The 26720-nt window shown below is 34.2% G+C and carries 18 protein-coding genes, 3 tRNA genes and 1 pseudogene; 9 read left to right on the top strand and 13 right to left on the bottom strand.

The annotated features are described in order from the left end of the window. Window positions 1–125 precede the first annotated feature (125 nt). Window positions 126–2468 (bottom strand): translocation and assembly module lipoprotein TamL, encoded by a 2343-nt coding sequence (tamL, locus tag AASI_RS03395; RefSeq protein ID WP_012472822.1) that lies wholly within the window; start codon window positions 2466–2468, stop codon window positions 126–128. Here tamL and AASI_RS03390 point away from each other — a divergent pair. Beyond that, on the top strand, window positions 2460–3245 hold the full coding sequence (locus AASI_RS03390) for a TrmH family RNA methyltransferase (protein ID WP_238541601.1): 786 nt from the start codon (window positions 2460–2462) through the stop codon (window positions 3243–3245). The two genes, tamL and AASI_RS03390, sit on opposite strands and share 9 nt — an antisense overlap. Window positions 3246–3334: 89 nt before the next feature. Here the strand turns inward: AASI_RS03390 and AASI_RS07625 are convergent, their stop codons facing one another. The 5 genes from AASI_RS07625 to miaA all read right to left on the bottom strand — a co-directional run bounded on the left by AASI_RS07625 (window position 3335) and on the right by miaA (window position 8377). Next, window positions 3335–3556 carry a hypothetical protein gene (locus AASI_RS07625; RefSeq protein WP_012472820.1) on the bottom strand — a complete coding sequence of 74 codons (222 nt, stop codon included), beginning with the start codon at window positions 3554–3556 and terminating at the stop codon, window positions 3335–3337. Between the two features lie 23 nt (window positions 3557–3579). After that, window positions 3580–5121, bottom strand: coding sequence for a signal peptide peptidase SppA (gene sppA / locus AASI_RS03385; protein WP_012472819.1), 1542 nt, complete (start codon window positions 5119–5121; stop codon window positions 3580–3582). A gap of 462 nt (window positions 5122–5583) precedes the next feature. Beyond that, entirely contained in the window at window positions 5584–6117 is a 534-nt protein-coding gene (locus AASI_RS03380) for a hypothetical protein (RefSeq protein ID WP_012472818.1), read from the bottom strand. 419 nt (window positions 6118–6536) lie between these two features. Continuing rightward, window positions 6537–6989 (bottom strand): hypothetical protein, encoded by a 453-nt coding sequence (locus AASI_RS03375; RefSeq protein ID WP_187146299.1) that lies wholly within the window; start codon window positions 6987–6989, stop codon window positions 6537–6539. Window positions 6990–7435: 446 nt separating this feature from the next. Next, window positions 7436–8377 carry a tRNA (adenosine(37)-N6)-dimethylallyltransferase MiaA gene (gene miaA, locus AASI_RS03370; protein WP_012472817.1) on the bottom strand — a complete coding sequence of 314 codons (942 nt, stop codon included), beginning with the start codon at window positions 8375–8377 and terminating at the stop codon, window positions 7436–7438. 128 nt (window positions 8378–8505) lie between these two features. Here miaA and AASI_RS03365 point away from each other — a divergent pair. From AASI_RS03365 to AASI_RS08050, 7 genes and pseudogenes are all read left to right on the top strand, one after another. Continuing rightward, a tRNA-Ile gene (locus tag AASI_RS03365) sits at window positions 8506–8579 on the top strand. A gap of 483 nt (window positions 8580–9062) precedes the next feature. Then, window positions 9063–9857: a diadenylate cyclase CdaA gene (gene cdaA, locus AASI_RS03360; RefSeq protein ID WP_012472816.1), complete on the top strand. Its 795-nt coding sequence runs from the start codon at window positions 9063–9065 to the stop codon at window positions 9855–9857. Between the two features lie 122 nt (window positions 9858–9979). Further along, window positions 9980–10957, top strand: a complete 978-nt coding sequence (locus AASI_RS03355) for a pyruvate dehydrogenase complex E1 component subunit beta (RefSeq protein WP_012472815.1) — start codon at window positions 9980–9982, stop codon at window positions 10955–10957. Window positions 10958–11095: 138 nt separating this feature from the next. After that, window positions 11096–14542 (top strand): DNA polymerase III subunit alpha, encoded by a 3447-nt coding sequence (dnaE, locus tag AASI_RS03350; RefSeq protein ID WP_012472814.1) that lies wholly within the window; start codon window positions 11096–11098, stop codon window positions 14540–14542. A 98-nt stretch (window positions 14543–14640) separates the two neighbouring features. Beyond that, entirely contained in the window at window positions 14641–14970 is a 330-nt protein-coding gene (gene trxA, locus AASI_RS03345) for a thioredoxin (protein WP_012472813.1), read from the top strand. A gap of 241 nt (window positions 14971–15211) precedes the next feature. Then, window positions 15212–17092 (top strand): DNA topoisomerase IV subunit B, encoded by a 1881-nt coding sequence (locus AASI_RS03340; RefSeq protein WP_012472812.1) that lies wholly within the window; start codon window positions 15212–15214, stop codon window positions 17090–17092. A gap of 74 nt (window positions 17093–17166) precedes the next feature. After that, window positions 17167–17555: pseudogene (locus tag AASI_RS08050) on the top strand (IS481 family transposase); the annotation flags it as partial. An 86-nt stretch (window positions 17556–17641) separates the two neighbouring features. On the opposite strand, the gene AASI_RS03335 reads toward AASI_RS08050, so the two are convergent. The 5 genes from AASI_RS03335 to rpsA all read right to left on the bottom strand — a co-directional run bounded on the left by AASI_RS03335 (window position 17642) and on the right by rpsA (window position 22325). Continuing rightward, window positions 17642–19672, bottom strand: a complete 2031-nt coding sequence (locus AASI_RS03335) for a hypothetical protein (RefSeq protein ID WP_148204936.1) — start codon at window positions 19670–19672, stop codon at window positions 17642–17644. Between the two features lie 201 nt (window positions 19673–19873). Beyond that, window positions 19874–20167, bottom strand: coding sequence for a DciA family protein (locus AASI_RS03330; RefSeq protein ID WP_012472810.1), 294 nt, complete (start codon window positions 20165–20167; stop codon window positions 19874–19876). Between the two features lie 77 nt (window positions 20168–20244). Next, a tRNA-Leu gene (locus AASI_RS03325) sits at window positions 20245–20328 on the bottom strand. Between the two features lie 78 nt (window positions 20329–20406). After that, window positions 20407–20477 (bottom strand) — tRNA-Cys (locus tag AASI_RS03320). A gap of 12 nt (window positions 20478–20489) precedes the next feature. Further along, window positions 20490–22325 (bottom strand): 30S ribosomal protein S1, encoded by a 1836-nt coding sequence (rpsA, locus tag AASI_RS03315; protein WP_012472809.1) that lies wholly within the window; start codon window positions 22323–22325, stop codon window positions 20490–20492. Between the two features lie 198 nt (window positions 22326–22523). On the opposite strand from rpsA, the gene gldD reads away from it, so the two are divergent. Next, the gene (gldD, locus tag AASI_RS03310) at window positions 22524–23144 is read left to right on the top strand and encodes a gliding motility lipoprotein GldD (RefSeq protein WP_083758817.1); all 621 of its coding nucleotides are present in this window, start codon (window positions 22524–22526) and stop codon (window positions 23142–23144) included. A 246-nt stretch (window positions 23145–23390) separates the two neighbouring features. Here gldD and AASI_RS03305 read toward each other — a convergent pair whose 3' ends face one another. Both AASI_RS03305 and AASI_RS03300 read right to left on the bottom strand, forming a co-directional pair. Next, window positions 23391–24704, bottom strand: coding sequence for a dihydrolipoamide acetyltransferase family protein (locus AASI_RS03305; RefSeq protein WP_044282988.1), 1314 nt, complete (start codon window positions 24702–24704; stop codon window positions 23391–23393). Window positions 24705–24986: 282 nt separating this feature from the next. Beyond that, window positions 24987–26618, bottom strand: coding sequence for a mechanosensitive ion channel family protein (locus AASI_RS03300; RefSeq protein ID WP_012472806.1), 1632 nt, complete (start codon window positions 26616–26618; stop codon window positions 24987–24989). Window positions 26619–26720 lie beyond the last annotated feature (102 nt).

The raw sequence follows: 26720 nt of genomic DNA, 5'->3' as shown, positions 1-26720 counted from the left end.
TTTATTTATCAGCTATATCTTTTACCCCATTAAATTTTAATAGACTTCTTACATAAGCTCAAAAATCTTTGCATAAAAACTCATTCTATATAACTGTAAATAGTGCTATGCAATAAGTCTATTAATTAAAAAGGATAACCTAATCCAATATTAAGTCGAGGCTGCAGCATGCTTTCTGGAAAAATACGATCTTCTAAGCGTAGTGATGGATCATATACTTTAAATCCTAAATCGAAACGCAATACTAGAAAATTAAAATTTAAACGTAAGCCTACGCCTGTACCTATAGCAATTTCTTTATAAAATCTTGTTAATTCAAAATTATCACCTGGACTATCGCTTTTACTTAACATCCATACATTTCCCACATCTATAAAAAATGCTGATTCTATAAACCCTATGAGCTTTTGTCTAAGTTCTAGGTTAGCTTGCAAAATAAACTCGCCGCCTCTATCTTCTATAAATTCTTGTTGGGTGCCATTAGCGCGGCAAGAACCTGGACCTAGACCTCTTGAATTCCAAGCCCTTATGCTATTAGGCCCACCTATAAAATAATATTTATCCTCTGGTGCTAATTGATGGTCGCTATAAGGATATAAAATCCCCGTATATAATTGATAAGCAAAAATAGTACCAGGATATAGAGGTATATGTTCTCTATAAGCCAAGTCAGCTTTTAAATACTTATAGTACTCTAGATAATTACCAAATAATCCTTTAAAATCTATTAAATTTTGTAAGGCACCTCCACTTTCTAGCATTGTTTCTAAGCAAGAGTAGTATTTTTTGCACTCATCGTCCTTTTTAAAAGTAAGCTTTACACTACCGTAAGTAATTAGGCCAGGCTTATACTTTCTCTTTTTATTCTCATTTAGTTGTTTGTTAAATGCAGGGTTCAATTTAAAATCTGCTAAGCCAACACTAACTGGTATAAGTTCAACTGTAGTTGCTGAATTAGGATACCATAAATACGATAATAAGGTTTTTATACTCTGCTTAGTATAGTTAACCTGCTTAGTAAAGGTATAACCCAAATGTACCTTAGTATTAGGTTTATAGGCATTTAAATTAGTCCTTGTCGGAACTGGAAGCGGAAACAAAAGCTGTGGCAAAGTAAGCTCCACGGCTGTATGAAAGTTTCCCTCATTATAGTGGGCTTTTTGTTGATCTGAAGTAGAAAAGGAATCAACTTCTATACCAAGTTGAGACTTTAAAGTAAGTGTTTCTAGTTTTCTTAATAAATTTCTACTCTTAAACGATAATTGATAAAAAGGCACAAAAGATACTCTTGTAAATTCTGTACCTAATTCTTGTTCAAGCTGAAATTTATCGAATAAGCTTGTACAAATGTTAGTCTTTAAATGTGTACTATCTATGATTTCATGTCCTATATGTGTATTTTTAAATATACCTAAGCTTGCCAGCCTTTTATGAGTCTCAACGATATCACTTTTATTATAAGTTTGCCCTAACTGCAAAGGAATCTTACCAACTATTGTAGCAGGGGCAAAATGTTGTTTTGTGTTTTTAAAACTCATACCCCTATAAGTATCTACTTCTGAACTATGGTCAGTAGTATCAGTAGAGGATATAGATAACTGGATATCAGCTAACTTATATACTGGATGTGGTTTACCATCTGTAGGCAACAGAACAACTATTTCTATGGCTACAGATTGGTTGTTGCTGGTAGTATCCACATTAAAAGCCACATACTGTTTATTAAAGCTCCAATAGCCATTATCTGATAGTAAATCATAGATCCTTGTTCTTTCAGCAATTATAATATCCTGATCATAATTTTGTCCCTTTTTAAATAAACTTTGTTCTTCATAAGGCTGTAATAGTTTTTCTATAGCAGGGTCTGCTGAATGAAGACTAATATCTTTAATTACAAAGGGTTGGTTTTCCTGTATATGATAAATAATATAAGCCCTTTTACCTTTTCTTTTTGTAAAACTATTTATACTTGCATTAAAAAAACCTTTAGTATGAAGGTATTGTAAGAGATTATTCTCAGTAGATATACGTTTCTGTGGGCTATATATAATAGGCCGCTCTCCCACCCTCATCAACCAATTTCCATTCTTAAGCAAAAATTCAATATCTTCAAGCTTTCTCTTTTTGGTTTCTTCTAATTGTTTTAGTTCTTCTGGTTTACTAACCGCATCTGCTAGCTTTTTTTCATACCTCAATTTTACCACCTTATACTTTCTCTTAAGCGCTTTCTTATTAAAATTACACCTACCTAACTCATAAATCCATAACCAGAAAGGGATACCTAACAATTTACGATTGGTATGTTGTAAATAGTAATGATCTAATTCTCCTACTTTAATTTTTTTATTGCCTATAACGTATTGATCTGCCAGCAAATATTCATTCTTTTGCAAGTAACGTGTACCCAAACAACTTTGTAATAGTAAACTACTGCTGATCAGTATATATAAATAATATCTATGCTTCACTTGAATGATTCTGGAATTTTTTCTAAATCTAAGATAAAGTTTATAAAAAGTCTCTGTTTAAAGAAATATCGGCTACAAGAAAATAAATTTATACTTGAAGGTGCAAAAAATGTAAAGCTATTATTAGAGTCTGATTATGAAATTAACATACTAGTTGCAACTTCTAATTTTTTACATGAATATACAAACCTTCTATTAAATCGGAATATAGAAATCTTTCAAGTAAACGAAAAAGAGCTAAGTGCTTTAGGAACTTTCCAAGAAAACAATGCAGCTCTAGCAGTAGCTACTATTCCTGACAACACACCGTTTGCAATAGGTGAGCATCAATATGGATTAGTCTTAGATAATATCAGCGATCCTGGCAATCTAGGTACCATTATACGTGTCGCAGACTGGTACGGAATAGCTGGAATCATCTGCTCTACCAATACAGTAGAACTCTACAACCCTAAAGTTTTACATGCAAGTATGGGGTCATTTGTCAATACAAAGGTATATTACACAGATTTACCAACCTACCTTGCTCAAACAAACTTACCTATCATAGGGACTTTTACAAAAGGAAAAAACCTTCATGATCCTCAGACAGTATGGCCTTCAGAAGGCCTAATAATCATTGGTAACGAAGCTAAAGGCATTAGTGAAACACTGCTACCTTATATACATCAAAAAATTAGTATTCCTAAATATGGACATGCAGAATCCCTTAATGCAGCTTTAGCAACAGCTATAGTCTGTGATAATTTTATAAGAGCAAAAAACAGTTTACAATAAAGATATTTACTAGCTATTGTAGCGTTACAAGGGTAGTTGTATAATGCTTAACAGCAAATTATCGATAAATTTTAGTTTTAAATAATACCTTATTCAATCTCAATAGTATATGGCAACGAGGCTTGTACACCACGTCTGTTGATCAACTCCTGTATGTAGTTAAACATATTATGATATGAATTTGTTAAATGGCTAGGTAATAAGTTAGCATGTTGATTATTACACCAACGCATAATTAATTCTTTAAACCATATATTTTTAGATTTAGGCCAATAATCTACTTGGTAAGATTGTTGTAAATCAGCTAGCACTGCTGCTTTCTCAATAGCATTTTCTAGGCCTCCAATTCTAGGCCTCCAAGTTGGTCTACTAAACCATGCTCTTTAGCTAAGCTACCTGACCATACCCTACCCTCTGCTAGGCGTGCAACATCTACTTTTTTCATTTGTCGTCCTGTAGCAACTTTATCTAAAAAATTGTCATAGCCGCTTTCAATATGCTGTTGTATAATATTTTTTTCATGTTCACTAAAGGGTCTTACTGGACTAAAAATATCTGCTGAAGGACTCGTTTTAACAACATCTCCAACAATACCTAATTTATTTTTCAGTAAAGCATGAACATCAAAATAAAGACCATAGATACCTATAGAGCCAGTAATAGTAGTAGGATGTGCTAAGATATAATCACAACCTGCAGCCAAATAGTATCCCCCAGAGGCTGCTATATCTGACATAGAAGCTACTATAGGCTTACATGCCCTAGTTAGCATCAATTCTTTCCAGATGGTGTCTGAAGCTAATGCACTTCCACCCGGAGAGTTAATTCTAAGTACAATAGCTTTTACATCTGGATCTTCTCTTAATTTTCGCAACATTCTTACAAAGATGCTCGTAGTAATATAATTAGGTCCTATTTCTTTATCTACAATAGCACCCGAAGCTATCAGTACAGCTATCCTATTATTATGTTGTTTCGTATGCGGTTGCTTATTTTTATGATAGGTATCAAAATCTATATAATTAATTTTAGTTGCCACTGCTAGTTTTAATTTAGCTCGAATCAACGCTTCTATATCATTAAAATAACCCACCTGAGTAACTAAACCAGCCTTATATGCTTCTTGAGGTTGTGTAATAGCAAGTGTATTAGCCATACTTTTAAGAACAGACGGATCTAAATTTTTATGTATGGCTACTGTTTGAATAAGGTGATCATAAATATTATTAAGCAAAACACGATTCTGTTCTTTGCTAGCTTCACTCATGCTACACTGCATAAAGGGTTCTACTGCACTTTTATAACGCCCTACCCGAAATATCTGAGGAGCAATATCTAACTTATCCAATAACTGCTTATAAAATAGCACAGTCAACTTAAGGCCTGTAAAAATAAAATTTCCAGCAGGATGCAATACTATTTCATCAGCTAAAGAAGCCAGATAGTAACTTTTAGAGTTGTAATTTTCTCCATAGGCAACTATAAACTTACCTGTAGCTTTAAAAGCTTGTAAAGCACCCCTTAATTCAGCCAAGGTAGCCCAACCTGCTACCAACTCGCCTACTTCTAAATAAATACCTGCTATATACCTATCTTCCTGTGCACTACGAATGGCATTTTTAATAGTTAAAATATCGATTTCATGTGATTCTTCTTTGGTTAAGACCTGTAGTAATGGTTGATGTATTTCTTCTACCAATCGCCCATGTAACACTATACGTAGAACTGTTTTGTCAGTTAACCTACTAGGAACAGTAGATTTAAGTGTATGTTTTTGTATGCCTATTATTAGGCTTATAATAAGAGCTATGGTTATAAATCGTCCTACCATAGTACCGAGCGCAATAATTAGAATTTTCTTAAGGAATCTTTTCATAAACACTTTAAATTGCTACAAAAATGAATATACAAATTATAGCTACAGAAGCCAACAATTTTTGCTTATTCTGGCACATCAAATAATTCTTAATATGCGCGTCAATTGGGGATATAGATATGGTCAGTAGCTTACAGCTAGCAAGTAAAATAATATCTACCAAGCTTTGTTAAGCTAATATTGCACTGTTTATGTGGAATAAGTTAATTTAAGATAAAAAAAACAGCTATACGGACAAACGTAGTAAATAGAGGGTATAGGAAGGATATGCGATGCTTGATATATTTTTAAATATTTTAAGCAGAGAGCTATAAAAAGAGTATACTACCAGCTATGTAAATAAATATGAAATACAAAAATTTATTCTGATAATTCTATATATGGAAAAATCTTCCCTTTTTCAGAAGGAAGCATATTTTCCTAAATTTGATTTAACTTCTTTTTATTCTATTTTTTAAAAAGTTAATCAACATCAAACCCGTACCTACAAAGTGGGCAAAAATGTTTATTTATATCTTGCATTTGTTTATAGCAAGGAACACAAATCGATTTTTTACACTGTTCACACATATGAGCCCCATTAACCTTTACAGCATCCTCTTCAAAGCATACTGGACAATCTTCCGCAACATCAGCTGACAAATCCAAACTAGTTTGTGTTTTCTTCTTAACACCTAGTCCTACTTTTGATTGTTGAAGTGTAGTAGCTAGCTGTTGTCTTTCTTTTTTGCAATTTGGACACACATTATTTGGCTTTTCACTTATATAGTTACAGGTTATACATACCCATTGCTCACTAATACGCTTGCTAGCTCCATCGGTAGTAGGAATATCTGTGCGGTCAATATCTTTCTGCTGATTAGAAATTATTTTTGGCTTTTCTTCAATACTGCTCTTTCCACCACAACTCATACATACAATAAGTGTTAGTAAAGCAAATATAGGTACATAGGAAAACATGATAGTTTTCCTTGTTTTTATTTTAGCATATCTCATAACTTTTAAATTTAACGAATTGCTAATCTCTCCTTTTACGACTCTGCTCTATTTAAAAGTTAAAGATTTATTGTGATAATTGGTAGCAAATCTTAACATTTATTTACTATCTAACTTGAAGATTTACAGGGGATTAAGAGTCCAATTTAGTTTTTATAAGAAAGTGTAATTTAAAACTCGACAGAGGGGAATATATAGTAGAGAGGAGAACTATAGCCCTTTTCTAATTATTTTAAGCATACTACACTCACGCGTATGCTCGCTTGTATATAAATAACGATTGTATACTAGCTGGAGCTAAGGAACACTTAAAACTACAATATTTAGTACATTATAGATAAAAAAAAGGAAGCATCTTGTTAGATACTCCCTTTTTAAATTTTGATACTCAGATATTTTTAATTATCTAAGTCAATAATTTATTTTTTTGTTGGCCATTCTGCTACTACCTCTACAGTTTCTTTACCTTCTATTATCTCAAATCTAACAGTAACTTTATCCATTGTACCCTCATTAATTTTCTTGTCATCTACAAAATCAAAGGTAAGAACTACAGGAACTTTTTCTGTAATATCCTTTTTATCAGTTAAACTTTTTAAAGCTTTTTCCTCTCCTACATTGAAATTTTTTAACCCAGGGGTAACTGCAGCGTCTACTGGCTTACCATCTTTTTCAGCCTTTATCTCTACTAACTTTATTTTGATATCTTCTACCTTTTTAGGGTCTTTAGTGCTGATAGTTAATTCAACTTTATTATCTTTTATCTCACCAGCCGCAGTAACTTTACTATTATTCTTACCACAACCACAAGAAACAACGCTAAACACTACTGCTAGCCCTACCAACTTAGTGAACAAAGCTAAAGAGTTCACATTTTTTATTTTTTTTACTATATTAGTCATATGAGTTAAACTTTATATAAAGCCTGGCTAAAACTTTAAACCGTTATTTAAAGTACCTAACTAAGGCGTGTTTTACTTAAAAAATTAAAATTTATATATTTGAAACATTGCAAATTAACAACCTATTAAGCAGCTCTCCAAATATTTTAAAAATATTTTTTTGCTTATTTGGCATGTGTTTTATTGAGCATAAAGTTAGAATAATAACTGAAATTAGCCAACTAAATTTAAGTTTTTTAATAAATTTAGTTTTGCCTATACAATTACAATTTTATAAGGACTAAATATAAAGGGGATGTGTGAGTTGTAATGGTGGTATCTTAATTGAAAATCTACCCAATCATATTCTTTAATAGAGACCTAATAATTTTAATTCTTACGTGATTTTAAAATTTTATAAGCAATGATTGGAGTAGTTAACTTATTCCTATATCTCCTGTAAAAGCATGTATATAACCGATAATAGCTTCTAGTTCATTAGGAGAAAACCACTTAATATCAGTTTGTCTTGTAAACCATGTAAGCTGCCTTTTAGCATACCTTCTAGTATTTCTTTTAATTAAGCTAATGGCTTCTTCAAGGGTATATCGTTTATCCAAATAGCCAAACAATTCTTGATATCCAACAGTTTGCAAAGCATTACAATCTCTATAAGGATATAGTGCCCTAACTTCTTCTAATAAACCTTGTTCCATCATTTGATCTACACGTTGGTCAATACGTTGGTAAAGTAAATTACGGTCAAGGTTCAAACCTATTTTTATCATTTTAAAAGGCCTAACATGCTCTTCCTTTTTTTGTAACCGAAATTGAGAATAAGGTTTTCCAGTAGCCATACAAACCTCAAGAGCTCTTATAACACGCTGTGGATTATTTAAATCCACTATTTTATAATAATCAGGATCTTGTATAGATAATTCTTTAACAAGTGCACTTAATCCCTCTTTTTTATATTTATTATTAAAGTAGCCCCTAATCTCCAAAGATATTTCAGGCATTTCATCAAGTCCTTCACAAACTGCTTGGATATACAATCCTGAACCTCCAGTAAGAAGAAGATATTGATGTTTATTAAATAAGTCGTTAATTAAATCAAGCGACTCTTTACCAAATTTACCTGCACTATAAAATGTATTTATAGGAAAGCAATCAATAAAATGATGCCTTACTTCTTGCCGCTGCGCTATAGTAGGTTGTGCTGTGCCTATACGCATGCATTGGTAGTACTGTCTAGAATCAGCCGAAATAATTTCAGTTTTAAAATACTGAGCTATATATATACAAAGGTCGGTCTTTCCTACAGCTGTAGGTCCTACTACTACAATAAGATATTTATTTGGTAGTGATTGTGCTTTCATATTTGTAAAATTATGTATATTTGTGGAATATATGATTGGCGTTGTGGTAATTTTAGAGTATATGCACCAACAATTGCGTATAATTTTAACAAATACCGTTTCTTCATACACACATCAACATAGTATAAGGGCCTATAGCTCAGTTGGTTAGAGCACCTGACTCATAATCAGGTGGTCCCAGGTTCAAGTCCTGGTGGGCCCACATATATTTTTATCTTATTCCGAAATGTTCATCAACTTCTTGATAAAATATTTTTTCACTGATTCTATTAAATCAGCCCCATACAAAATACTTCTCAGCAATAAGTAAAGAAAATTCATACTTATGTTTACCTATAATATGCTTTTTGATATTTAATGAATTAATGTAAAAAAGACCTCATTATAAAGGTGTATTGAGGGACAATATAGGATAGACAATATGCTTAGCAAGCTACAGAGGGATCAGGAAGATACGGTTAACCATGAGATTATTTATTCATTCCAACAATATTTTTAAGCTAAAAGCTAAGCTTAAAAAGGCTCTCTTTACCCAAATTTAAATTTATTTTTAGTTTTATCTCTTCTTAATAGCCACTTAGTATAGATTTTTGATAATTTTTCATATTTATTAGTAGTCTAATTTAAATATTTTTTATTCTTTAGCGCTCATTACTTCAACCCTCAAATTAATTAAAGATTATAAGTGATCGCATATAACCTAGGATTATCAACTATTACGCCAGTTGATATTATAGATATTTTACTTGTTAGCCTATTACTTTATCAACTGTATAAGCTGATCAGAGGAAGCGTTGCTGTTAAAACAATCTTAGGATTCTCAACAGTTTATCTTATCTCCTGGCTAGCTGATAAAGTAGGAATGCGGTTACTTGGACAAATATTACGACAGATTACAGGCATAAGTGCTATAGCAACTGTTGTACTTTTCCAATACGAAATTAAAAAATTCTTTTCTACGCTGGGCAGTTTGTTTTTTTTGAGTGGGAAACAACTATTAGTACGCATTCCTGGACTAAAAAAGAAATCTGATTTATCTTTTAATATTACAGCTATTGTAGAAGCATCTAAAATACTAGGTGGTACTAATACAGGCGGCCTTATTGTCCTATCAAACACAGAAGATTTAAAATTTTATATAGAATCTGGAGATCTCTTAGAGGCTTTAATCTCCAAAAGGCTACTTTTAGCTATATTTAATGAGGAAAGCCCGCTACATGATGGCGCAGTTATTATCTACCAAGCTAAAATAATAGCAGCCCGCTGTATTTTACCTGTTACAGAACGACAAAACTTGCCAGCACAATTTGGGCTTAGACATAGGGCTGCCATTGGAATGTCAGAGGTTACTGATACTTTAGTTGTAATCATTTCAGAAGAAACTGGACAAATTTCAGTAGCACGTAAAGGCATATTAGAACATAACTTATCAGCACAAGAGTTACGTATAGCCATTAATGAGTACTTGAAAGAAGGCTAAGTGATTAACAAATAAGAATATCTTATACTTACAGAATTTAACTTTGGCCAGTTTTTTTATAGACGGTAGCCAGATTACTCAAGGTATTTATTATATTTGCCAATTAAAAATCTTTTAACTTCATGAGAAAAATAGCATTTAGACAAGCCCTCCAAGAAGCCATGTCAGAGGAAATGCGAAGAGATAACCAAATCTTCTTAATGGGGGAAGAAGTAGCCGAATATAATGGTGCTTACAAAGTAAGCCAAGGCATGTTAACAGAGTTTGGGCCTAAAAGAATCATAGACACTCCTATTTCAGAACTAGGCTTTGCCGGCTTAGGCGTAGGAGCTGCTATGAATGGCTTACGGCCTATTATAGAGTTTATGACTTTCAACTTCTCTTTAGTAGCCATAGATCAGGTTATCAATTCAGCTGCCAAAATGATGTCTATGTCAGGTGGCCAATTTCCTGTACCTATTGTATTTAGAGGACCCACAGGCAACGCAGGTATGCTTAGCTCCCAGCACTCACAAAATTTTGAGAACTGGTATGCGAATTGTCCTGGTTTAAAAGTAGTTGTACCCTCTAACCCTTACGACGCCAAAGGATTACTTAAATCGGCTATTCGCGATGATGACCCTGTTATATTTATGGAATCTGAACTCATGTATGGCGACCAAGGCGAAGTACCAGAAGAAGAATATTTGATTCCTATAGGAAAAGCAGATGTAGTAAAACCTGGCAAAGATGTTACCTTAGTATCTTTCGGTAAAATGATGAAAATAGCTTGGGAAGCTGCTAAGCAATTACAAACTCAAGGTATAGATGTTGAGCTGATTGACATGCGAACAGTACGTCCCTTAGACCTGGCATGCGTGATACAATCGGTACAGAAAACAAATAGGTTAGTTATTGTGGAAGAAGCTTGGCCATTGGCATCTATTGCTTCTGAAATCACCTATCAAGTACAAAAGCATGCATTTGACCATTTAGATGCGCCTATCCTTAAGGTGAACAGTGCAGATGTACCTTTACCCTATGCACCTACCTTAATACAAGAGATATTACCTAATGTAGAAAAAACAATACAAGCGCTCAATAGCGTGCTATATCGTTAATACAAGCTACAATTACCTGCTTAATTCAATATACTAATAACGCGTGAATACATGCGCTATTAACTTAACCCAAAATGGCCAAATATGGCTGAAAAATGTGCCTTGCTTGCACAACCAATTGGCCTATATTTGTAAAATATGATCCAGTTCACCCACTTACATTGCCATACACAATATTCCTTGTTAGATGGCACCGCTAAAATCGACAAACTGTTTGGCAAAGCTAAACAGCTAGGCATGCAAGCACTTGCTATTACAGACCATGGCAACATGTTTGGAGTACCACATTTTGTAGCACAAGCAAAAAAACAAGGAATTAAACCTATTATTGGTTGCGAATTCTACCTTGCAGCTGATATGCATAATTTAAAAGAAAAGACACGCTATCATCAGCTTCTATTAGCCAAAAATGAGGTAGGCTATAAAAATATAGTAAAACTCTGTTCTATCAGCTTTTTAGAAGGATACTATTATAAGCCGAGAATTGATAAAGAGCTTCTTAAAAAATATAGCGAAGGCTTAATTGCTACCACCTGTTGCCTAGCAGGTGAAGTACCCCAAGCTATTATGCGCAAGGGAGAAGAAGAAGCTGAAAAAGTATTTCTATCATGGCTTAATATTTTCGGTGAAGATTACTACATAGAGTTACAGCGGCACGGGCTAAAGGAACAAGATAAATGTAACGAGGTCTTGCTTAAATGGGCTCAAAAGTATCAAGTAAAGGTTATAGCAACTAATGATGTCCATTATGTAGAGCAGCAAGACAGCCTAGCCCAAGATATTTTGTTGTGTTTACAAACAGGAAAAGATTATAACGATCCCAATAGGATGCGCTTTGATGGTGACCAGTTTTTTTTAAAGTCACCTCAGGAAATGCTAACGTTATTTCATGACATCCCACAAGCCGTTTCCAATACCCAAGAGATTATTGATAAAATCAATACGCCCTCTTTAGAGCGTGATATATTACTCCCTGTCTTTCAGATACCACAAGGTTTTACCAGCCAAGACAGCTACCTTAGACATTTAGCTATAGAAGGTGCTAAAAAGCGTTTTGGTGCTATTAGTGCAGATTTAGAAGCTCGTATCAACTATGAACTAGGCGTTATACAACAAATGGGCTTCCCAGGTTATTTTCTGATTGTTCAGGATTTTATACAAGCAGCTAAAAACCTACAAGTTGTCGTAGGCCCTGGCAGAGGTTCTGTAGCAGGTTCAGTGGTGGCTTATTGCATTGGCATTACGGACATTGATCCAATACGCTATAACCTTTTCTTTGAACGATTCTTGAATCCTGAACGAGTATCTATGCCAGATATAGATATCGATTTTGATGACGAAGGTCGCCAAAAGGTAATAGAATATGTAGTAGATAAGTATGGTAAAAATCAAGTTGCCCATATTATCACATTTGGTAGTATGGCAGCCAAATCAGCTATTCGCGATGTAGCTCGTGTTTTGGGTTTACCTCTTGAAAGAACTAACTATATAGCCAAGTTAGTGCCTGAAAAGCTGGGCATTACTTTGCCAGAATCTTTTGAAGAAGTACTAGAGTTAGCAGAACTTAAAAAGAATAGCAATACACTTGAAGGGAAAGTATTGTCCTTAGCAGAAACATTAGAAGGTTCTGCTAGGCATACCGGTGTACATGCCGCTGGTATTATTATTGCCCCTGATGATCTTCTGAATCATATTCCTGTAAAAACGGATAAGAACTCAGACCTTTTGGTAACCCAGTATGATGGCTCTATAGTAGAAAAAGTAGGTATGCTTAAAATGGACTTCTTGGGCCTAAAAACTTTATCTATTATCAAAGATGCCATAGCACTTATTGAAAAGCTTCATGGCACAAAGATCGACCTTGAGCAGCTACCGCTAGATGATCTTAAAACCTTTAAGCTATACCAACAAGGCGATACAATAGCTACATTCCAGTTTGAGTCTGAAGGAATGCGCCAATGGCTAAAGAAGTTACAACCTACAGAGTTTGAAGAGCTTATTGCCATGAATGCATTATATCGGCCAGGGCCCATGCAATTTATCCCTAATTTCATAGCCCGTAAGCATGGACAAGAAAAAATTGACTATCCCCACCCGCTGCTAGTAGATATTTTAAAAAATACCTATGGCATTATGGTATACCAAGAGCAGGTTATGCAAACTGCTCAAATTATTGCTGGCTATAGCTTAGGAGGAGCAGACCTGTTGCGTAAAGCCATGGGTAAAAAGCAGCCAGAAGAAATGGCTAAGCAACGGGAAATATTTGTACAAGGAGCACAAGAAAAAAATAACCTCCCTAGCACAAAAGCCATCGAGATCTTTGAGGTAATGGAAAAATTTGCTCAATATGGATTTAATAGAGCCCACTCAGCTGCCTACTCTGTTATTGCTTATCAGACGGCATACCTTAAAGCCCACTACCCTGCCGAATATATGGCATCTGTGCTAACACATAACCAAAATGATATTGGCAAGATCAGCTTTTTTATGGAGGAGTGTATTAGACAAGGCATTCAAGTGCTAGGGCCTGATGTTAATGAGAGCCAAGTTAATTTTGATGTTACACCAAAACAAGGAATTAGGTTTGGATTAACAGCTATCAAAGGAGCTGGAGAAGGGGCAGTAAGCCATATTATAGCAGAGAGAGAAAAAAACGGACATTTTACAGATATCTTCTCTTTTGTAGAACGGGTAGATTTAAGAATGGTCAATAAAAAAACCCTTGAATCCTTAGCCATGTCTGGTGCTTTTGACGGGTTTACAGGCTGCCATCGCAGACAATATCTTTTTGCAGCTGATGGAGAACATAATTTGCTTGTAAAAGCCATTCAATATGGCAACCAAATAAAACAAGAAAAAGCCTCAGCACAACAGTCGTTATTTGCTATGGATGATAACTTCCAATATATTCAAAAGCCACCTATACCAACCTGTGAGCCTTACGATAAGATTGAAAAGCTGCGCATGGAAAAGGAATTAGTAGGCTTCTATATCTCAGGACACCCTTTAGACCAGTTTAGAGTAGAGTTAGCCAATTTCTGCGATGGCCATACTCAAAATATACTTACGTTTAAACAAAAAGAAGTTAGACTAGCAGGCATAATAACAGAGTGCAGTATTAAATACAATAAGCAAGGACGTCCTTTTGGCTTATTTATTTTAGAGGATTATCATGGTACACTCGATCTAGCACTCTTTGGAGAAGATTTCCTTAAAAATCAGCATATGCTACAAAAAGGAATGTTTGTACATATTACAGGAGTAGTTACAGAAAGATATAATCAGCAAGACACATGGGAATATAAGCCTCAGAAAATTAGCTTATTGGGCGAGTTAAGAGATAAACTAGGCAAGAATTTAAGTATTGCTGTACCTATTGAAAAGATAACACCTCAATTTATTACAGAATTAAGGAGCCTCGTCACTAAAAATACAGGTAATTGCTGTTTAAAATTACATATAGCCGATCCGAGCGAAGCCATGCAAGTATCATTGCAAGCTTTCAAGTATCGAGTTTACCCTTCTGATGAGCTCTTACATACACTCAGCCAGCTCACAGAGAGCTCTTATCAACTTACCCATTAACATTACCTTTTTATGAGCTTGTTGCTTGTTAAATTAAAAAATTGCTATATTTATACTTGAGTACCATATAATCTTACAACGTATAAACATTTTATACTATGAATAAAGAAAAAGACATACATCTTACTGACGCAGAATTTGACAAAGCATTGCAAAGCTCAAATCCTGTATTAGTTGATTTCTGGGCACCTTGGTGTGGACCCTGCCGTATGATGAGCCCTATTATAGATGAACTTGCAAAAGAGTATGAAGGCAAAGCAGACATCTATAAACTTAATATAGACGAAAATTCTCAAGTACCTACCAAATATAGTATCAGAAGCATTCCTACCATGATCATCTTTAAAAATGGTCAAGCTGTAGAGCGTATAGTAGGTGGACTCAGTAAAATAGCATTAGAGGAAAAACTCGATATATATACATCATAATTAAAATTGCAAAGGTGTATAGTTACACTAGCTTAATAAACAGTAGTCTAGCAACCATGTGTATTTATACACCCTGAAATTCGTATTAGTTTTATTATTTACTACCAATAACAGATAATACTAAATATATTGCTTGATAGTAACCTACAGCGAGTAGAAGCAACAACCAGCCTATAATAGAAGGCACAGTATCTAACAAACAATTCTAGCTTATCAATTTATAACCCAAGGCAATCCAACTATGATTAATCACCAGTATACAGAAGCCAATATACGCTCTTTAGATTGGAGAGAGCATATCCGTCTACGCCCAGGCATGTATATCGGTAAGCTTGGAGATGGTTCTGCGCAAGATGATGGTATTTATGTGTTGTTTAAAGAAGTTATTGATAACAGTATTGATGAATATGTGATGGGTTATGGTAAACGAATTGATATACAATTAACTGCCAGCCAAGTAACTGTGCGCGATTTTGGTAGAGGCATACCACTTGGTAAAGTGGTAGACTGCGTATCAAAAATTAATACAGGGGGTAAATATGATACGCAATCATTTCAGAAATCTGTAGGACTTAATGGAGTAGGAACAAAAGCTGTTAATGCGCTTTCAGCACATTTTAAAGCACAATCCTTTAGAGAAGGGAAAACAAAAGTAGCCATATTTTCTCAAGGAAAACTTTTAGAAGAAAGCCCTATCCAAGATACTAAAGAAAAAGATGGCACTTTAATTTCTTTTGAACCAGACCCTACACTTTTTAATAACTTCCGTTTCCTACCTCATTTTGTTGAGGAGCAACTATGGAACTACGCCTTTTTAAATGCAGGCCTTAAGATTTATTTAAACGGGCAGGAATATTTTTCTAAAAATGGATTGCTAGATTTATTAAATCGCAAGACAGATGAGGAATCGTTATGCTATCCTATCATCCATATGAAGGATACAGACATAGAAATAGCCCTAACGCATAACAACCAATACGGAGAAGAATATTATTCATTTGTAAACGGACAGTTTACCACCCAAGGTGGTACGCATTTGGCAGCTTTTAAAGAGGCCTTTGCAAAAACCATCCGCGATTTCTATAAAAAAGATTTTGATGCTACTGACATCCGTGCTTCTGTAGTAGGTGCCATATCTGTTAGAGTGCAAGAGCCTGTTTTTGAATCTCAGACAAAAACCAAGCTAGGTTCTCAACAAATTGGTCCAGAAGGACCTTCTATCCGTACCTTTATTAATGATTTTGTAAAAAGAGAGCTAGATAACTATTTACATAAAAATCCTGAAACAGCAGAGGCACTACTTAGCCGCATCCTACAGTCTGAAAGAGAACGTAAAGATATTGCTGGCATAAAAAAATTGGCCAATGAAAGGGCTAAAAAGGCAAGTTTACACAATAAAAAGTTACGGGATTGTAGAATACACTATAATACAACTCATAAAGATCGAGATAATTCTATGGTCTTTATTACAGAGGGAAATTCTGCTAGTGGTTCAATTACCAAATCACGCGATGTACAAACTCAAGCTGTATTCTCTTTGCGTGGCAAACCACTCAACTGCTTTGGTTATACCAAAAAGCTAGTGTATGAGAACGAAGAGCTTAACTTATTGCAGCATGCGCTTAATATAGAAGATGGCTTAGAAGGCTTAAGATATCGCAAGGTAATTATTGCTACTGATGCTGATGTAGATGGTATGCACATCCGGCTGCTCATCCTTACTTATTTTTTACAGTTCTTTCCTGAACTAGTACGTAATGGACATGTATACTTATTAGAAACGCCTCTATTTAGGGTCCGTAATAAGCAAAAAACCTTATACTGCTATAATGAAACAGAAAAACAACAAGCCATACAACAATTAGGTAAGCAACCAGAGATAACACGTTTTAAAGGATTAGGTGAGATATCGGCAGATGAGTTTAAAAACTTTATAGGAACACAAATGCGTATAGAGCCTGTTACGCTACGCAAAGAGACATCTATCCACCAACTCTTAAGTTTCTATATGGGTAAGAACACCCAAGAAAGACAGAATTTTATTATTGACAACTTAAAAATAGAAAGAGATTTTGCAGAAGCAAACGCTGCCTCTGCAAAAGTTCTTGAGAGTATTAGTTAATAATGGAGTACTAAGCCTGATTACTTAAATTAGAAGCATTTAAAACTCTAAATAATAGATGTTTGGTCTCTAATTTTGTTCCTTACAAAACCTATAAGATACTGACTAATAATGGGGTTCAATTTACTAACAGAAAAGAGGGAGAATTAGCGCTCGAGCATATGTTTGATCACATTTGTGAACAAGAAGACATAGTCCACAGAAGAACGCAGGGGACGCATTCATAGACCAATGGCCAGGTAGAGCGTATGAATAGAATATTAAAGGAGCTACTGTACAAAGCTATTATTATAGCAGCTATGAGCAATTAGAGCGAAACCTCAATGAATTCTTATTAGCTTATAATTTTACTCACAGGTTTTAGATTTTAAGAGAAAAACTCCTTGGCAATTTATAGAGGAACAATACAGCAAAAATCCTCATCTTTTTCACCAAAATATTAATACCTTCAGTAAAGGCCTAAACAGTTGCATAATATAAGTAAGTAATACCAAAGCTTATGATGTTTTGATAAAGCTAGTCTACAAAATAGAAGCTAGCTTTATGAACTTATTGAGCAGAATTTTCTATGATCCTATTTCTGAATAGATTTCCAATTCTAGCGTTGACATATGCATCATTACCTCGAACAATTTTCCGCACTATCTTTTCTATTTTCTCTTTATTGCTCCCATCTACCGCAGGAATTACCTGATTCCATTGTTTCACACCACCTACATCAGATTTTTCCATAATCTCCATATTAGTAAACTCACCACGGTCCATGGTATAGCTTACTTCAAATGATTTTATTTCTCCATTTCCATCAATATCTAAATCTAGCGTTGTACGGTCAACTTTATGATTTGATTCATACCATGTAAAATGTTTTCCTTCTGGTGCTTTTCTGTAGAAGATAGCATTCTCAGTAGCATGTATTAAATAAGGTGTATACTTAGTACTATCAGGAACATTCTTTCCAAACATCCTATTACATTCAGCAGTAAACATTTGTTTATCATTTAGTGTAGGCAAGTCTAAAAAAGCGACCTTCTTATCTGGAGATATTAAATTGGGAGATTTAGGAGATTGATTAGTTTGCTTACTTGCTGCAATATATTGAGAAGTATTTTCGAAAATTAGGGACATATTTTGAATAGTTCCTTCCTGACACAACAAATACCCCACTATTCCTGGAGTTGGTTGATTAATTCTAATCTCTTCTTTATGTTCAATTATAAGTTCATGTCCAAGCCTATTAAAGCTAAATTCTTCTATTACTAATTCTACTTTGGGTATTGATAGTGTGTAACTATTGCTACTTATAAATATTTGTCCACTGCCATCTTTAAGCCAAAAATATACATAATATTCTTTACCTAATTCAAACGGAGATTGAACAGCCCTGCGGTTAAATGTCCGTTCGCCAATGTGAAGATATGCTCCTACTGCTTCTGCATATATTATATTTGTGCCAGCATCTTTATGAAATCCATCTACATTAGGTTTGTCTAGCAGCGTTTCTATATTATTTACAGCACCTTCATATGAAGTTAAAGTACCTTCTACAAACAAGAAACCTACCTGAGGATCATTAACATCTTCCATTGACTCAATTTTCCCTACCAACTTTATATTTATCTTGCCAGGATTAGGATCATCTAAATCTTGTATCATTCCATTTATTGAAGCATCCACCATTTCTAACTTAGCTTCTGCTTTGGGTATGGTAATGATTTTATCTTTTTGTGGGCTTACTGTGTAATTGTAATTATCATCTACTAGGTAAGCATATACTTGATAAGTGGCTCCTTTTTTGAAAAGTTTATCTTTATACTCACTGGACAAAACATTAACATTTTTTGCTTTCGCAGAATCTGTTCCATCTTGAAACGAGTGTATAATAATACCTGGTATATCATCCATCTTCTGAAAGCCAGTAGTTATAGGTATAGACTGCTCATCCTTTATTAAACCTGCTAGCAGTTTTATTGGTTCAACTTGAATATCTTTTTCTTCTATAAATAAAAAACCTCCTTTTTTCTGATCATAATTTTCAGCAGTTGCCTGCGCATCGATTATTAAAATAGGATCATTATTGCTAAGATTTCTTGTTATTTTTGGGTTAACTGAAACCATTGTTATAGTAGAATTATCGTCTTCTACTTCAGGTACAATTACTGGTTGGCCTTTTGGGCTGCAATATGTACCATAAGTTATATGATGTACTATCAGGTATGCCATATAGTCACCTGCTTGCAACCCTCCCTGCAGAAATATTCTAGGAGAAACATTTCCCTTTTCATTAGCACTTAAATCAGATCCGTAATACACTGCTCCTTCATTTTCTGGCAAAAGTACATAAGGGTTGCCCTTATCAAGCGATTGTCCAATGTCACGAAACTTAGATACGGCTCCACATATTGGCGTGCCTTCTGGAATTAATACGACGCATAGTGTACTAGTATCATGGATTTGATTTTTTTCAATCTTTCCTTCAACTTCTATAACTAATTGGTTGGTATTAACACTACCTAATTTGCGTACCTCTGTTGTTTGTAATATAACATTAGGTTGCTCTTGTTCCCTAATTAATGGCATCTGCGTGCAGGTATTATCACATGAAGCAGTTAATAATAGAGATACAAATAATATCAACTGTATAATAGATTGCTTAGTTATAAGGGCAGTAGTTTTCATAAAAAGATTTAAATAGTATTTTCTATAACTATAATTGTATTGTAATATGGTTACAACTATTATATATAAAATTGAGTAAAAGTTAAAATATTCTATATAAGATTATACAGTAAACAGTATATCAACAATGGTATAATCTATAACATATGGTTGCAACATTTTTAGTATCTGGTGCTTGGTATTTTGCAACTCTTGTCTGAGCGGAGCTGAATTAAGCTTAACAAAAACCTTATTTTGTCTTACATAAATCTGTTCTGTTCTCCGTTTAACTATAGTAGGCATGATACGATACCAAGCATCAATGATGCTTGCTTCTTCTAGTTTATGTCTATGGGGTGATTGCTCTATCAGCTTTTTTACTAGTTGATTAATTGCTGTGGGCTCTCTGTGATACATATAGATTAATAGGCAGGGAAAAATGACAATATTAAATTTACAAACCTTTGTTTGCTCATCATTAGCTCAAGCAAATGTACCTGGGGTCGGGGTCGAACCGACACGATATTGCTATCATTGGTGTTTGAGACCAACGCGTCTACCAATTCCGCCACCCAGGCAAAATACTTAACAATAAATGATTTTATCAGTAACCATAGTATAAACAATAACTTATGGCATTTTTACTCTATCTCAAGAGGTCGCGAGTGGATTCGAACCACCGTAGGAGGTTTTGCAGACCTCTGCCTAGCCACTCGGCCACACGACCTTATATACTAGCTTACAAGTTGCTCTCTTGCTCTTTTTGTTTATCCTCCTCTTTTGCTTGTTGCTGTTCTGCTACTTCTGACTTTTTAAGCTCTTTTTGAGCGTCTAATTGCTTTTTTAAAGTAGCTAGCTCTTCTATATCTCCTAAAGTAGTTCTTTCAGAGCTAATAAAGTTACCCACATTTCTTGGCTGGAACTCTTTCTTTGTAGTAGTAGACTTACTGGTTTTTAAAGTAGCAGGAAGTGCTAAAACAATTCGTTTATTAAGCTTAGAAAATTCAATAATTTCAAATTCAAGCTGTTCATTAAATGCCGCTTCTTGTCCATTCTCTTTAACTAGATGTCTTTTAGGAACAAACCCTTCTAAATCATGTGGTAATTGTACGAAAGCTCCCTTATCAGTTTTCTTGGTAATAGTACCTAGATGTAAAGAACCTACTTGAAAGATTTTTTCATAAGTTTCCCAAGGATTTTCTTCTAGTTGTTTTAAGCCTAAAGATAACCTTCTGTTTTCTTTATCGAATTCTAAAATTAATAACTCTAACTTATCACCCAGTTTTAACATATCTGTAGGATGATTTATCTTTTTAGTCCAGGATAAATCTGAGATATGAAGCAATCCATCTATACCTTCTTCTAACTCCATTAGTGCTCCAAAATGAGTTATATTCTTGATAGTACCTACATGTTTAGTACCTGCTGCATATTTATCTTCTAACCCTTCTTTAGCCCACGGATCTTGTGTTAATTGCTTAATACCTAGCGACATCTTTTTCTCTTCTTTGTCTAAACTTAACACAATAGCTTCTATCTCATCGCCAATATGCACTACTTCCTCAACTTTTTTCAGATGTTGTGACCAAGACATTTCGGAGATATGAATTAGCCCTTCTATTCCAGGCATAATTTCTAAGAAAGCACCATAGTCTGCTATATTTACAATCTTACCTTTGACTTTTGCACCAATCTCAATATAGCTTGGTAACTGCTCCCAAGGGTTAGGCGTAAGCTGTTTCATGCCTAATGAAATACGCTTTCTCTCTTCATCAAAATCAGTAACTACTACTTTTATTTTTTGACCCAACTCTAATACTTCTTCAGGATGGGTAATTCTACGCCAAGCAATATCTGTAATATGTAGTAGGCCATCTATTCCTCCTAAGCCTACAAACACACCAAAGCTAGTCATATTCTTAACGATACCTTCTAAAATCTGACCTTTTTCGAGCTTGCTAAGTATGTTAGTTTTTTGGTTTTCTAAGCTTCTTTCTATAACTGCTTTATGTGAAACAATAACGTTATCAGTAAGATGATTAATCTTAATAACTACTACATCAATAACTTTATCTAGGAAAATATCGAAATCACGGACTGGTTTTACATCGATTTGTGACCCAGGCAAGAAAGCTTCTACTCCCTGAAGGTCCACAATAAGTCCTCCTTTAGTTCTTCTCTTTACAAAAGCTTCTAGGATTGTACCATTCTCAACAGAGTCTTTTATGGTTTCCCAAACTTTCATAAGCTTAGCTTTTTTTCTGGAAAGTACAAGTTGCCCTTTGCTGTTCTCTTGCTCTTCTACATATACATCTACTTCGTCTCCTACTTTTATATCGGGCGTATCTCGAAACTCAGAAAGAGGAATTAAACCATCTGATTTAATGCCAATGTTAACAATAACATCTCGGTTGTTGATACCCACTACAGTTCCTTTTGCAACTTCTGATTCGGCTACAGATTTTAGTGTGTCTTCGTAGAGTTTTTTTAATTCTTTTCGTTCTTCCTCACTGTAATCAATTCCAAGTTTTGTAATATTTTGGTCCCAAGTTAAATTTTCAGCTTTTTCTTTCATTTGTTTAGATCCTAATTAGATTTCTATGTCAATATTTCGATGAGTTCTATTTTCCTATTTTTAAGATTTCACCTATCCAGTATCTGGCAAAGATAAAGGTTGTTTGTATAATTACGAAATAGAAGTGAATCTCTTATTTATTTTGTAATATTATGCTACAAAAACAACACAGCCCGAAATTTATTAAAAAATAAGATAATGAAGAAGAAAACTCTCAAATCATTTTCATTTTTATTCACAATAAGTGTATTTATTAGCATTTTGGTTATATTTTTTTTCAAAAATAAGGTTGTTTATTTACCTAAACCTTATGGATATAATCATATTATATTACCTACACATGATTATGAACCATTAACAGGTAAATTCCCATACCAATTTGAGGTTTCTAAGCATGCAGTAGTAATACAAGATACCTCTTCTAGAGCAGAACCATATTGGGTCAACATACATTACCCAGATTTCGCAGCAGACATACAGTTAACCTATAAGCCAGTGAAAAATAATATGAATTTGCTCAGGAGCTATTTAGAAGATGCCTATAAGCTTACTACAAAGCACCAAGTAAGGGCCTATGCTATTGAGGAAAAGGTAGTAAAAATGCCACAAGGGCTCACCGCAGTAGTTGTAACATTAAGCGGGCAAGTACCTACTCAATTTCAATTCTATACTACTGATTCAACCAACCATTTCTTAAGAGGTGCCTTGTATTTCCAAACAGCATTAGAAAATGACTCTTTAGCGCCTGTTATTGACTTTATTAAGCAAGATATGATGCATCTGTTATATACCTTGCAATGGAAGAAAGCACAAGAATAATTCTATTAATTTTATAATAGTTGTTTTAGGTAGCTTATGGGTTGTATAGAGGCAGATTAGCCAATCCTTACAGATTATCTAAAATTGGTCAGGAGTAATAGATAAAAATATAAGGATGTTTTACGCCTGTAGCTCAAAGAACACTTACTCTTGTAAATCTATATTTCAAAATTTCGAAATAAAATAAATACAGTGGATTTACCATCTAGAAGGGCCTTTTGTATTCCTGCTCGCTCTTATATCTTCTCAACTTTCTTTAGCAAAATCAAATTTTTCAAGATAATCAGCCACAGCCTTAGCAAACTGTCCACCTAAAGCACCATCTACTACACGATGATCATATGTATGGGATAGGTACATTTGATGACGAATGGTAATTTGTTCACCTTGTGCTGTTTCAATAACAGCAGGCTTTTTTACAATACTACCTACTGCTAAAATAGCTACCTGCGGCTGCATAATAATGGGTGTTCCCATCAAATTTTGAAAAGAGCCTATGTTAGAAATAGTATAAGTACCATCTGCAATATCATCTGGCAAAAGCTGTCCATGCCGAGCATTATGCACTAACTTATGAATACATATAGCCAACTCAGACAAAGTAAGTTGATCTGCATTTTTAACAACTGGCACAATTAGATTTCCATCTGGCAGAGCAACAGCCAAGCCTATATTGATAGCTTTACGTTTAATAATGTATTCTCCTACTACCGACACATTAATTAGAGGGAATTTTTGTATGGCCTGTGCAACAGCTTTTACAAAAAGAGGTGTATAAGTAAGTCCTATACCTGTTTTTTGCTTAAATGCCAATTTATTTTTCTCTCTCCATGCTACTAATTCAGTTACATCAGCCTCTACAAAAGAGGTTACATGTGGAACTGTATGCATGGCTGCTACCATTCGCTCCGCAATAATTTTTCTTACCCTATCCATTGGTATAATCTCATCCCCTGGCTTAGCATATTGTTGTATACTTTCTATGGTAAGATTGCTATAACTAGAGCTGCGTTGGGTACTCCTTCTATGTGCTAAATATGTAAGAAGATCTTGCTTGGTTACGCGATTATCTTTCCCTGTACCAGGAATGTTCTCCATCTCCTCTAATGAAAGAGACTCTTTTTGAGCTATATATCGAACTAAGGGTGAGTAAAATCTACCAGCTGTATCATAGAGAGGGCAGGCAGTACGCTCATGTAATTGCACAGTATGTTTGACAGGTCGAGAATCAGAAGAAGCAAAAGACTTAGTAGCAGGAAGAGCCTGCGAAGCTATCTTAGATTGAGATATAGATTGTCCATTGCCTAATAAGGTTGTGTCTTCTACTTCAAAAATTGCTATGGGAGCTCCTACAGCTACTACCTGGCCTACTTGTACCAAAATCTTCTTTAGCTTCCCTGTATAAGGGGCAGGTATTTCCGAATCCACTTTATCTGTAGCTACTTCTAGTATAGATTCAGCTTCTGCAATTTCATCTCCTTCCTTTTTAAGCCACTTGATAATAGTGGCTTCCATTACACTTTCACCCATTTTGGGCATAGCTATTGCTAATTCTTTCATACTTATATTCTTATGTAGACTTAATTTTTGTACTACCATATCTAACTAAGCTGTAAGCAGATATTGTTACAGCTTAGTATATAACATAGCCCTTCAAAAAAATCTAATTTGCTAGAGTGAATACAAATTAGGTAAAAAATCAATTTACCAAACGGCCCTTATTATACTATAATATAGAAATGAAGAAATGAGATAGGTTAATAAGGGGTTTTAAATATCTTACAGAAATAAACATAAAGTGTACTAATCAATATTCAACTTATAGTATTTATAAACCTATGCTCATGGTGTAATACTATTATTATCATTGTTATTGAAAAAATCTTGCAACTTTTCTTTTAAAGAATTGGGATCGATTTCCCAATTTGCCAGAAATGCTTCTTCATCAAATATACTCTTTTTACGCAAGATATAAGCACCAAAAGGTATGCCTAGCATATGAGCTAATTTTGAAATTTGCAACAAGATTTCTTGTCTATTGGCTAGCTCAACATTGTAATCTGTAACACTAAAAACAACTTCAATTTTAATGTAAAATAAAGAGTCTTCTAAATTATATAAATAACTATAGTATTTACCTTCTCTAGCAGCTGGGCAATGCTCTACAATTTTTCTTAATCCTTCTATAAAGGTTTCTATCAGAGGAGCAGGCGTTGTATGAGGTATGGCTAGGTCTGTACTAAAACGTTTATATTGCTTTTCGCCGTGATTATCCACAGAGGTATCGGCTAGCTTACCATTAGGAATATAAATAATAGAGTCTTGGCTTGTACGTATACGTGTAGATCTAAAACCAATCTCTTCCACTTTACCATCTACTTTATCTGCAACAATATGGTCGCCTATCTTAAAAGGCTTATCTGTAAGAATAACCAATGAACCAAAAAAGTTTTTAATTGTATCTTGAGAAGCTAATGCAAAGCCCAATCCGCCTATTCCAACACCTGCTATCAAACCTCTAATATTAAATCCAAGGCTCTGTATGGTAACGAGCAGCCCAACAATAATTACTAATACTTTAAGGCAAACTGTTATCATAGGCAATAATACCAAGTTGAAGTTGGTCCTCTTTTCTATTGCTTTTTTGTGTATATAAAAAGAAAAAAGATCAGCTAGACGATAGCATAATACCATAGCTAAAAAAAATAGAAACCCCCTGGTATATATCAACAGTCTGTTTTCTAGAATTCTAGGTAGTTTTAAAATTGGTATGATAATTCCAAACAATAAGCTTATAATAAATATATTAAATGGAGAAACGAGTGGGTTTATTACCTCATACCCTTCGCTACTAGTAAGAGATCGAGAATAACTTCGTAGTAGGAAATTTAGTATACGGTATAATATTATACTTACTAAAAACGATAAAAGCAGGATTACAATTTGCCAAACATGTATTTCAAAAAATACCTTGCGATATAAATGTTTAAAAATCCACTCTAAAGAGAGCTTCTTACCTAATAGATAGTTTCTCTGATAAAACTTTTCTACATACTTTACTGTAGCTTCACTATATACCCACTGATTATGCACTTTAACCAAGTATACTTTAGGTAAGGAATCTGTGAGTTGGTATTTATGAAATTTTGCTTTATGATCTATATAGTTTGGCTCTTGTGGTATATTATCTAAATCAATCTGTATTTCTTTTTCTTTCAGAATATCCTTTAATCCTATTGCCAGCTTAATAGCTTCATCAATGGTCCTATTATTTTGTAAGAAAGGTTTGGCAGCTACCTCATAATTACAATTTTCTTCTTCTAATGTACCTAAATGCGTAATGATAGTAGCACGTGGCGAACTTAAGTCATACTCAATATTTTCTCCGTTGCTTGCCTGTACTTTATAAAAGCATAAAAAGAAGCCTATTAATGATAATAAATATAATTGACGCATGTGAATTGAAGTTTGCATAGTGTAACTTACCAAATTTCTCATCAAGGAGCATAAGCAAACCCTAGAACAATACCTACTTAGTAAACAAGTAATAATTATGTACTTACATAATGACCTAGA

The organism is Candidatus Amoebophilus asiaticus 5a2 (assembly GCF_000020565.1).
In the GTDB taxonomy this organism is placed as follows: Bacteria; Bacteroidota; Bacteroidia; order Cytophagales; family Amoebophilaceae; genus Amoebophilus; species Amoebophilus asiaticus.
This window is presented reverse-complemented; position numbering and strand designations above follow the sequence as displayed.

What these genes read in the sequence shown, in the direction of transcription:
- AASI_RS03390 (WP_238541601.1), top strand. Translation starts at nt 2,460, where the DNA reads ATGCTTCACTTGAATGATTCTGGAATTTTTTCTAAATCTAAGATAAAG.
- sppA (WP_012472819.1), bottom strand. Translation starts at nt 5,121, where the DNA reads ATGAAAAGATTCCTTAAGAAAATTCTAATTATTGCGCTCGGTACTATG.
- AASI_RS03380 (WP_012472818.1), bottom strand. Translation starts at nt 6,117, where the DNA reads ATGAGATATGCTAAAATAAAAACAAGGAAAACTATCATGTTTTCCTAT.
- miaA (WP_012472817.1), bottom strand. Translation starts at nt 8,377, where the DNA reads ATGAAAGCACAATCACTACCAAATAAATATCTTATTGTAGTAGTAGGA.
- AASI_RS03355 (WP_012472815.1), top strand. Translation starts at nt 9,980, where the DNA reads ATGAGAAAAATAGCATTTAGACAAGCCCTCCAAGAAGCCATGTCAGAG.
- dnaE (WP_012472814.1), top strand. Translation starts at nt 11,096, where the DNA reads ATGATCCAGTTCACCCACTTACATTGCCATACACAATATTCCTTGTTA.
- trxA (WP_012472813.1), top strand. Translation starts at nt 14,641, where the DNA reads ATGAATAAAGAAAAAGACATACATCTTACTGACGCAGAATTTGACAAA.
- AASI_RS03340 (WP_012472812.1), top strand. Translation starts at nt 15,212, where the DNA reads ATGATTAATCACCAGTATACAGAAGCCAATATACGCTCTTTAGATTGG.
- AASI_RS03335 (WP_148204936.1), bottom strand. Translation starts at nt 19,672, where the DNA reads ATGCCATTAATTAGGGAACAAGAGCAACCTAATGTTATATTACAAACA.
- AASI_RS03330 (WP_012472810.1), bottom strand. Translation starts at nt 20,167, where the DNA reads ATGTATCACAGAGAGCCCACAGCAATTAATCAACTAGTAAAAAAGCTG.
- rpsA (WP_012472809.1), bottom strand. Translation starts at nt 22,325, where the DNA reads ATGAAAGAAAAAGCTGAAAATTTAACTTGGGACCAAAATATTACAAAA.
- gldD (WP_083758817.1), top strand. Translation starts at nt 22,524, where the DNA reads ATGAAGAAGAAAACTCTCAAATCATTTTCATTTTTATTCACAATAAGT.
- AASI_RS03305 (WP_044282988.1), bottom strand. Translation starts at nt 24,704, where the DNA reads ATGAAAGAATTAGCAATAGCTATGCCCAAAATGGGTGAAAGTGTAATG.
- AASI_RS03300 (WP_012472806.1), bottom strand. Translation starts at nt 26,618, where the DNA reads ATGCAAACTTCAATTCACATGCGTCAATTATATTTATTATCATTAATA.